This is a genomic window from Vibrio sp. V08_P9A1T1 (genome assembly GCF_963874405.1).
In the GTDB taxonomy this organism is placed as follows: Bacteria; Pseudomonadota; Gammaproteobacteria; order Enterobacterales; family Vibrionaceae; genus Vibrio; species Vibrio anguillarum.
Window position 1 is genome coordinate 1 of record NZ_CAWNIB010000045.1, and the last position, 9141, is coordinate 9141.

A 9141-nucleotide genomic window follows, 5' to 3' on the forward strand; every position below is an offset into this window, starting at 1 on the left:
GCTATAGAGTTTGTTTCGATCAAACAGATGGTGGGCGGGAACTTCAAATATTTCGTCCACTTCATTGGTATCAATAATGGCCTTGTAATTGGGGTTGATAAAAGCAAGAAAGGGCGTCACTACAAATTTACTGACGGTAACCAATTCAGGCAGTTGCCCAAAAATAGTAATGTCGTTTGCTAAAATTCCAATTTCTTCTCTTACTTCACGAAGCGCAGTGATCTGCAGCGAGCCATCGACTTCCTCATATTTCCCGCCAGGAAAACTGATTTGTCCCGGATGATGTTTAAGGTGCGCAGCTCTCTTGGTTAATACCACATTTAAACCATTCTTCCGCTCAACAAAACCAATTAACACTGAAGCCTTGCGTAAGGTTTGAGGAGCAAGGTGTGCCACACGACGGATAGATTCTTCATGATAAGGCACAGGTTGTTGCAACTGAAAGCGCTGGATAAGCCGATCTTTTGTCAAGGGGGTCGCAGTCTGTACGCTGTTTCTCTTCATTTTCGTTACCTATTCGGATTTTGCGTCTACCTCTTTTTAGCCTAGTTCAATAAACCTTGGAAAGGTTAACGAGGTTGTTCGAGCACAGGTAAAATTCGGCTCAGTTTATCCAGTGTCTCCTGATATTCAAGCTCACACTGACTATCGGCAACAATACCGCCACCAGCCCAAACGTGCAGTTGTTTCTTCTCTGCCACCAAAGTTCGGATAGCAATACTGCTGTCCATTGTCCCGTGGCGGCTAATATAGCCGATGCTGCCACAGTAAGCGCTACGGCGGTGAGGCTCTAACTCCTCAATAATTTCCATTGCACGTACTTTTGGTGCGCCAGTAATTGAGCCTCCGGGGAAGCTGGCTCTTAATAGATCGGCCGCGCAATAGGCAGAATCAAGTTCTGCGCGAATGGTACTCACAAGGTGATGCACGGCAGGAAAACTTTCAATATCGAACAGCTTAGGCACATGTACAGACCCCGGTTTTGCCACACGGCCAACATCGTTTCGTAATAGGTCAACGATCATCAAGTTTTCTGCTTGATCTTTTTCTGCGCAAGCAAGGTCTGCCGCGTTAGCGGCGTCAATGCTGGGGTTATCGCTTCTTGGTCGGGTGCCTTTTATCGGCTTAGTTTCGATGATGTTGTGTTTGACCTGCATAAAACGTTCGGGAGAGACACTCAAAATCGCTGACTCCTCTAAGCGAATAAAAGCCGAAAATGGTGCGCAATTAAACGCTTCCAGTTTTTGATAAGCTTGCCATTCACTGCCTTCATAATGCGCTTGAAAACGCTGTGCAAGGTTGATTTGATAACAATCACCACTGAGCAAATAGCGCTGGATTTGCTCAAATTTCCGTTGGTAGCTCTCTTTACTCATGTTGGATTGCCAATCAGAGCGTAATACAAAATCGTCGTTATTTTTTGAACTCTGAGCATTGAGCCATTGCCATGCTTCATCAATATGATTGCCCACCACGTAGGCGGCTTGGTGCAAATGATCAACGACCACAGCCCATTGATAGAGACCAATCGCCATATCAGGTGTGGATAGATCGTGCTCAGCGAGCGTTGGAATTCGTTCTATCTGCCGCCCTAAGTCATAGGCAAAATAACCGAGTGCACCGCCCACGAAAGGAAGGTCTATATCGCTTTGAACATCGGGCAAATACTGCTGCTGCAACTGTTTGAGCAGTTGGAATGGGTCTGCCTGAGAATCATAACGAGACTGCGGTTCGCATACCGTCGTTTTATCCCCTTGTGTCACTAAGGTGGCCAGTGGTTCAGCGACTAAAATATCAAAACGGCTATCGATATGCGTCTTAGAGGCGGAGCGCAACAGCATAGCCCACGGGCAGTCTTCGATTTTAGAAAACAATTGGTGAGCGAGATCGACATGGTAAGTCAGTGCGTTAACTTGGATATGATTGAATTCGTTGTTGTTCATTTGCGTAATTTGTGACAAAGAGACCGATCACTGCATGGCGTGTTGAGTAAAGCAAGAGTATCATAAAATGCAAATTAAAAGCTGCTACTTGATTGAATCACATCAATAAGTTGATTTTTTGCTGAGAAGCTTACCGCTTATTGAATGAGGAACACGTAACAGTCAAGAGAAGCATAACAATAACGAGGCACGCAATGACGGTAATTCGCAAGCAGGATGTGATCAGCAGTGTCGCTGACGCTCTTCAATATATCTCTTACTACCACCCTCTGGACTTCATTCAAGCGCTAGAAAAGGCTTATCATCGAGAAGAGAGCCAAGCTGCGAAAGATGCGATCGCACAAATTCTCATTAACTCGCGCATGTCAGCAGAAGGGCATCGACCCATTTGCCAAGATACCGGTATTGTCACTTGTTTTGTCAACATTGGTATGAATGTGCAATGGGAGTCTGATCTCACGGTGCAAGAAATGATTGATGAAGGAGTTCGTCAAGCGTACACCAATCCAGATAACCCATTGCGCGCTTCTATATTAATGGATCCTGCTGGTAAGCGTATTAATACTAAAGACAATACGCCTGCTGTCGTTCATATCAATATGGTGCCAGGAAATAAAGTCGACATTCAAATCGCAGCCAAAGGCGGCGGCAGTGAGAACAAAACCAAGATGGTAATGCTCAATCCTTCCGATGACATTGCTGAATGGGTAGAAAAAACCGTACCCTTGATGGGGGCGGGTTGGTGTCCTCCGGGTATGCTCGGCATTGGTATTGGCGGCACCGCGGAAAAGGCGGCTGTGCTTGCTAAAGAATCATTGATGGAGCATATCGATATTCAAGAACTGATTGATCGTGGTCCACAAAATGCGGAAGAAGAACTGCGGTTAGATATTTTTAACCGCGTGAACCGTTTAGGCATTGGTGCGCAAGGGCTTGGTGGCTTAACCACCGTTGTGGATGTAAAAATCAAAACAGCGCCGACTCACGCCGCGTCTAAACCTGTTTGTATGATCCCTAACTGCGCGGCGACCCGCCATGTTCACTTTACGCTAGACGGCACGGGCCCTGCTGAACTTACACCACCAAAGCTAGAAGATTGGCCACAAATTGTGTGGGACGCAGGAGCAAGCGCGCACCGCGTCAACCTTGATGCGGTCACTAAAGAAGAGGTTCAAGAGTGGAAAACCGGTGAAACACTGCTTCTTTCCGGTAAGATTTTAACGGGCCGCGATGCCGCACATAAACGACTCCAAGCAATGTTGCAAAATGGCGAAGGGCTGCCTAAAGGCGTCGATCTTAAAGGTAAATTTATCTATTACGTTGGCCCCGTTGATGCGGTGGGTGATGAAGTTGTTGGTCCAGCAGGCCCGACGACATCGACTCGCATGGACAAATTTACCGACATGATGCTTGATGAAACGGGCATTATGGGGATGATAGGCAAAGCAGAGCGTGGACCTGCGACGGTGGAGTCAATCAAAAACCACAAAGCGGTCTACTTGATGGCGGTGGGTGGCGCGGCTTACTTAGTGGCGAAAGCGATTAAGAAAGCACGCGTGGTGGCATTCGAAGATTTAGGTATGGAAGCCATTTATGAATTCGAAGTTGAAGACATGCCAGTCACGGTTGCGGTGGACTCGCGTGGCGCGAATGCTCACCAAATAGGCCCAGACACATGGAAAGTGAAGATTGCCGAAGCTCAAAAGAAAGCTTAATCTGATCTCATCGCGTTCTCACGATAACTGCAGCTTAGGCTGCAGTTATCGTCTATAAATCAGTAGATAATTGAAATGCTCATTTGCAAAACTAGGAGGGTAGATGCCTCGTTTTATTAAAATATTACAAATTATTATCGCTATTGTGGTTGGGGTTTTCCTCGGCTATGACCTTATTCTACATGGCATCAGCATCTTCGATGATAAGTACGTCACAATCACCTGCGTGTTATGGGTGATGCTTGAGGCTGCATTGTTTGTGATTTATAAATTAATAGAAGATGATTGAGCCGATGTGAGCGGCTCAACACAGAACAGCGAATTTTTTGGCCAAAAAAGCCTAAGCCTCTGATTCTTGTCAGGGGCTTTTTGTTCATCTCTGATTAAGGTGAATACACATAAAGTAGCGTCATCAAATGAAGTGGAGTGAGTGAATGAAGCACATTCGTCGAGAAATGACTGATTTAATTAACCGTGGATTAGATTCGCACGTTCGAATTGCTGTCACGGGGTTATCGCGAGCGGGGAAAACGGCTTTTATTACCTCCTTAGTGAACCAATTACTGCACACCTCTACCCATGATAATTTACCGCTATTTTCCGCAACGCGTGACCGACGTATTGTGGGTGCAAAACGTGTCCCTCAAACTAACTTAATGGTTCCACGCTTTGCTTACGATGAAGCGATGTCACAGTTACACAGCGAACCGCCACATTGGCCTGTGCCCACTCGTGACGTCAGCGAGATTCGCCTAGCGATCAAATACAAACCTAAAAAGCGCAGTAAAAAATTATTTGGTCACACGGCCACACTTTATCTCGATATCATCGACTATCCGGGGGAATGGCTGTTGGATCTGCCTCTGCTCGAAATGACCTATGAACAGTGGTCAGAACAGCAGTTTTCAGCGCTAAGTGAACTACGTTCCTCATTAGCCGAGCCGTGGCTTGAGGGGTTAGCTAAACTCGATGTAACACAAGACGCCAATGAGCAAAAGCTTGCTTCACTGTCGATGCTGTTTACGGAGTATTTGCACGCGTGTAAAAATGCCGGTTTGCATTGGGTGCAACCGGGGCGTTTTGTGTTGCCGGGAGAGCTAGAAGGTGCGCCTGTACTGCAGTTTTTTCCATGCCGTAATCCGTACGGTGAAGAGAAGCCGGCTCCCAATAGTAATTACAGCATGTTAAAAGCACGCTATGAAGAATACCAAAACAAGGTTGTGAAAGCTTTTTACAAAAATTATTTTGCCACGTTTGATCGGCAGATTGTGTTAGTCGATTGCTTATCTCCACTCAATGACGGCTACGACTCCTTTTTGGATATGCGTCGTGCGCTTGAACAGATTATGCATAGCTTTCGTTATGGTCGTAATGGTTTACTCAAGCGTCTGTTTGCACCCAAGATAGACAAAGTGCTGTTTGCCGCAACCAAAGCGGATCATGTCACCCCTGAACAACACCCGCATTTGGTGTCGTTACTGCAGCAGATGGTTCATCCGGCTTGGCAAAGCGCCGCCTATGAGAATATTGAGATGAGTTGCATCAGTATGGCATCGATACAGGCCACACAAGCGGGTTTTATTGATAGCGGTGAGCGCACCATTCCAGCCTTACAAGGCGTGACGCTCAATGGCGAAACTTTGACCATTTTCCCCGGCGATGTGCCGAAAAAGTTACCTAACAAAGAGTATTGGCAGCATCAAGGGTTTGAATTCACCAGTTTTAAACCAAGAGCATTTAGCTGTGATGAACCTTGCCCTCATATCCGTTTAGATAAAGCGTTGGAATATTTAATTGGAGATAAGCTGAAATGAGTGATTTAAAAACCAAGCAAATCTTTAATCAAAAATTAGAACCACAACAGAAGAGTACGCCAGAGCTTACGGCTCAACAGCAGTTTCAAAATAATGAAGCCTTCATTCCAATGCCGATCAGCAATGAAGAGAGTGCTGCGGAAAAAGAGTTGGAGCAAATCATTCGTCCATCACAAGGTCGGAAATGGCGAGCTGCGGCATTAGTTATAAGCTTTGCAGGTTTAATCGGTTGGCAAGCTATCGATTCAGTTATCACGGCGATTCAATCAGCGGACTGGTTAGCATTAGGCTGGGCGGGATTTATTGCTGGTTTGGCATCGTTAGGCTTAAGTACCTTAATCAAAGAGCTGTGGAAGTTACGAGCACTTCGCCATCATTTTAGTATTCAAGAGCAAAGCGAACAGCTTATGCAAACCGACAGCGTTGGTCATGGGCTCGCGTTCTGCCAAGCTCTAGCTAAACAAAGTGGCATAAAAACCGAAAGCCCAGCCTATGATCGTTGGTTAAACAGCGTTAATGCTTCACACAGCGATGCTGAAATACTCGATATGTACGATGCTATGGTGGTGAGTGAACAAGATAAACAAGCAACCAAAATCGTCTCACAATATTCAACAGAAGCGGCAGCACTAGTGGCAATTAGCCCTTTAGCCATCGCAGATATGTTGTTAGTGGCATGGCGTAATTTCACTATGATTGATCAACTGGCAAAACTGTATGGAGTGCCATTGGGTTACTGGTCTCGTCTCTCTTTATTTAAGTCCGTATTGATTAATATGGCTGCGGCAGGTGCCAGCGAACTCGCCATCGACGCCAGCATGGATCTCCTTTCTATGGATTTAGCCGGAAAAGTATCCGCGCGGGCAGGGCAAGGTTTAGGAGTGGGAATATTGACCGCTCGTCTTGGTTTGAAAGCCATGGCACTGCTCAGGCCGATGACATGGCAGCCAGACAGAAAAGTAAAATTAGGGGCGATTCGCAAACAGATCGTCGCAAGAATCGCCGCGCTTACGGTGAAATAAGCAACATTTATCAAATAATATGCCCGAATGTGAACCTCAAAACATGAGATAACTTGACGCCATACAAGGCTTGATAGAAACTACTGTCAACTTTTCCTGACACTTTTTATTAGGATTTTTAAGTGCGTCTTGAAGTCTCTTGTGAAGATAGACTCGGCCTAACCCGAGAACTGCTCGATATTCTTGCATCGAGAAACATTGATTTGCGTGGGATTGAAATCGATGTCATCGGCATTATTTACCTCAACTGCCCTGACATTGATTTTGAAACATTCAGTGAATTGATGGCTGAAATTCGCCGAATTTCTGGCGTAAAAGATGTTCGGAAAATTCAATTCATGCCCATGGAGCGGCATAACACCGAGTTAATTTCATTACTCAACAACGTGCCTGATGCGGTGCTGGCGATTGATCTGAAAGGGTTTGTTGATATGGCAAACTATTCAGCACTATCGCTGTTTAACAAAACAGAGAAAGAGGTGATAGGGCAGCCCATTTCTGCATTATTACCTTTCTTTAACCTATCACGCTGGCTTGAAGGCAACAAAGCACGACAACGTGAGGAGATCGTGCACGATGGTCTCGATTATCTGATGGAGATGATGCCTGTTTATATTACGGGTGAGTCGAAAGAATCCACCTTGGCAAGTACCATGATGATGATTCGTTCTAAAAGCCCTAGCGGCGTCGTCGATGATGCTTTGCCTTTACACAATAACCTTGGTTTTGAACATTTTGTCGGAGTGTCTAACCGCCATAAAGCGCTCATTAGCCAAGCTAAGAAGCTGTCAATGCTTGATCAACCTTTGCTTATAGAAGGCGAAACCGGAACGGGTAAAGAGATGTTGGCCAAGGCTTGTCATAATCGCTCTCACCGTGCCTCCTTTCCTTTCTTAGTTCTGAGTTGTGCTTCAATGCCGGATGATGTTGCGGAAACGGAGTTGTTTGGTCATGCGCCAGGGTCATTTAATCATCAACAAGGCCATAAAGGTATTTTTGAACAGGCGAATGGCGGCACCGTTTTTCTCGATGAAATCGGGGAGATGAGCCCTCATTTACAAATTAAACTACTGCGCTTCTTGCAAGATGGTACATTCCGCCGCGTTGGTGAGGAGCATGAAGTTCATGTTAATGTTCGTGTGATTGCCTCGACGCGTCACAAGTTGGCAGATTTAGCCGAATCAGGCGCATTTCGTGAAGATCTTTTTTATCGTCTGAATGTGTTAACTCTCCGTATTCCTACTTTGCGTGAGCGGTCTAACGACATTCAGCCATTGCTTGAACTGTTCGTGGCGAAACACATTAAGAAAATGGGTATGGTCAAACCACTACTAGCGGAAGATTTGGCGGATCAGCTCTCTCATTACCAATGGCCAGGCAACGTACGACAGTTGGACAACATGGTGCTCAGGGCGCTAACGGAGATGTCTGATAATCAGTTAACAGTGGACCTCTTCCATCTGCCGCAGCTTGAAACCGTTCATACTGGCAATACCCATGTCAATCTTGATGGCTCATTAGATGACATCATGAAAGAGTATGAATCTCAAATTTTGGAACGTTTATATCAGTCTTTCCCTTCAAGCCGTAAGTTGGCTAAGCGTTTAAACGTATCACACACCTCTATCGCCAATAAGCTACGCGACTACGGAATTAGGAAAAATTGATGCAGTCATGCAGCACCTTGTCCCAAGTGTATGAAATGGACAATGATATTTTAGTGCGAACCGCAAAACTTGAAGATGCGGAGATGATCGCCGCCTATTTTACGAGTAATCGTGAACATTTACGGCCTTGGGAACCTAAGCGAGAAGCGGCGTTTTTTGAGGCTCACGGTTGGGCACAGCGGCTGATTAAACTTGGTGAGCTGCATAAAATGCAATTAGGCTATTATTTGCTCATCATCGATATTAACAGTGGTGACATGCTTGGCACCATTTCGTTTAGTAACCTCTCACGCTTTCCATTTTATGCTTGTAATCTCGGCTATTCGTTAGCGAAGAATGCACAAGGTAAAGGCATCATGGGCCGTGCATTAAAAATGGCGTGCCACTACATGTTTAAGGTACAAAACCTACACCGTATCATGGCTGGTTATATGCCAATCAACAAACGCAGTGAAGCGGTGTTGATGAAAATGGGCTTTCAGGCCGAAGGTCACGCTAAAAATTATTTGCTCATTGATGGCCAATGGGAAGATCACAACCTAACAGCATTGGTTAATGCTGATTGGCGCCCAAGCTAATGGGTTATCGTTTTAAAAGTAAAGCGGCTATATTCACAAGTCAGCTAAAACATTAAGGAAATTCAATGTCGTATTTGCCTTTGGATCAATACCAAAGAAAATGGATTTTCACTCACCAATCAATGCCAGTTCCTGAGCAAGATCTGGTGCATATTAAACCCATGTCTCAAGCCAGAGCGGCTCAGTTTTGGCTGGAAAATATCAGTGCTCAAAGCCCAGATTCAGAGAGGTTAAGTTCTCAAGATTGGCCTCGTAAAGCAGGCAGTTGGATCAATGAAATCAGTTGGATGAAAGAATGGGAAAGTGACGATGAATCATTACCCGTTGATATTTTGGCCCATATTGATTGGCAAAATGACGTGACCGTTTATTTTTGTTATGAAAAGTACAATATTATCGAAA

Annotated in this window: 9 protein-coding genes; 7 read left to right on the top strand and 2 right to left on the bottom strand. The window is 45.3% G+C overall.

The genetic code is table 11. The features are described from left to right. Both AACT21_RS02685 and pabB read right to left on the bottom strand, forming a co-directional pair. On the bottom strand, positions 1-504 hold a 504-nt coding region (locus AACT21_RS02685), incomplete at its 3' end, for an NUDIX hydrolase (RefSeq protein WP_094164239.1). A gap of 65 nt (positions 505-569) precedes the next feature. Next, positions 570-1961, bottom strand: a complete 1392-nt coding sequence (gene pabB / locus AACT21_RS02690; protein WP_094164240.1) for an aminodeoxychorismate synthase component I — start codon at positions 1959-1961, stop codon at positions 570-572. 176 nt (positions 1962-2137) lie between these two features. On the opposite strand from pabB, the gene AACT21_RS02695 reads away from it, so the two are divergent. The 7 genes from AACT21_RS02695 to AACT21_RS02725 all read left to right on the top strand — a co-directional run. Next, a complete protein-coding gene (locus AACT21_RS02695; RefSeq protein WP_094164241.1) occupies positions 2138-3658 on the top strand; it encodes a fumarate hydratase in 1521 nt (506 codons plus the stop codon). 103 nt (positions 3659-3761) lie between these two features. Beyond that, positions 3762-3947: a hypothetical protein gene (locus tag AACT21_RS02700; RefSeq protein WP_010320694.1), complete on the top strand. Its 186-nt coding sequence runs from the start codon at positions 3762-3764 to the stop codon at positions 3945-3947. Positions 3948-4092: 145 nt separating this feature from the next. Then, complete coding sequence (locus tag AACT21_RS02705) at positions 4093-5472, top strand: YcjX family protein (RefSeq protein WP_094164242.1); 1380 nt, start codon at positions 4093-4095, stop codon at positions 5470-5472. Next, positions 5469-6494, top strand: coding sequence for a YcjF family protein (locus AACT21_RS02710; RefSeq protein WP_094164243.1), 1026 nt, complete (start codon positions 5469-5471; stop codon positions 6492-6494). The genes AACT21_RS02705 and AACT21_RS02710 overlap by 4 nt, the downstream gene beginning before the upstream one ends. A gap of 122 nt (positions 6495-6616) precedes the next feature. Next, positions 6617-8161: a transcriptional regulator TyrR gene (gene tyrR, locus AACT21_RS02715; protein ID WP_013856782.1), complete on the top strand. Its 1545-nt coding sequence runs from the start codon at positions 6617-6619 to the stop codon at positions 8159-8161. Then, a complete protein-coding gene (rimJ, locus tag AACT21_RS02720; protein WP_094164244.1) occupies positions 8158-8739 on the top strand; it encodes a ribosomal protein S5-alanine N-acetyltransferase in 582 nt (193 codons plus the stop codon). Before tyrR ends, rimJ begins: the two co-directional genes overlap by 4 nt. A 65-nt stretch (positions 8740-8804) precedes the next feature. Then, positions 8805-9141 (top strand): DUF2947 family protein (locus AACT21_RS02725; protein ID WP_094164245.1); only part of this gene is annotated, 337 nt, incomplete at its 3' end.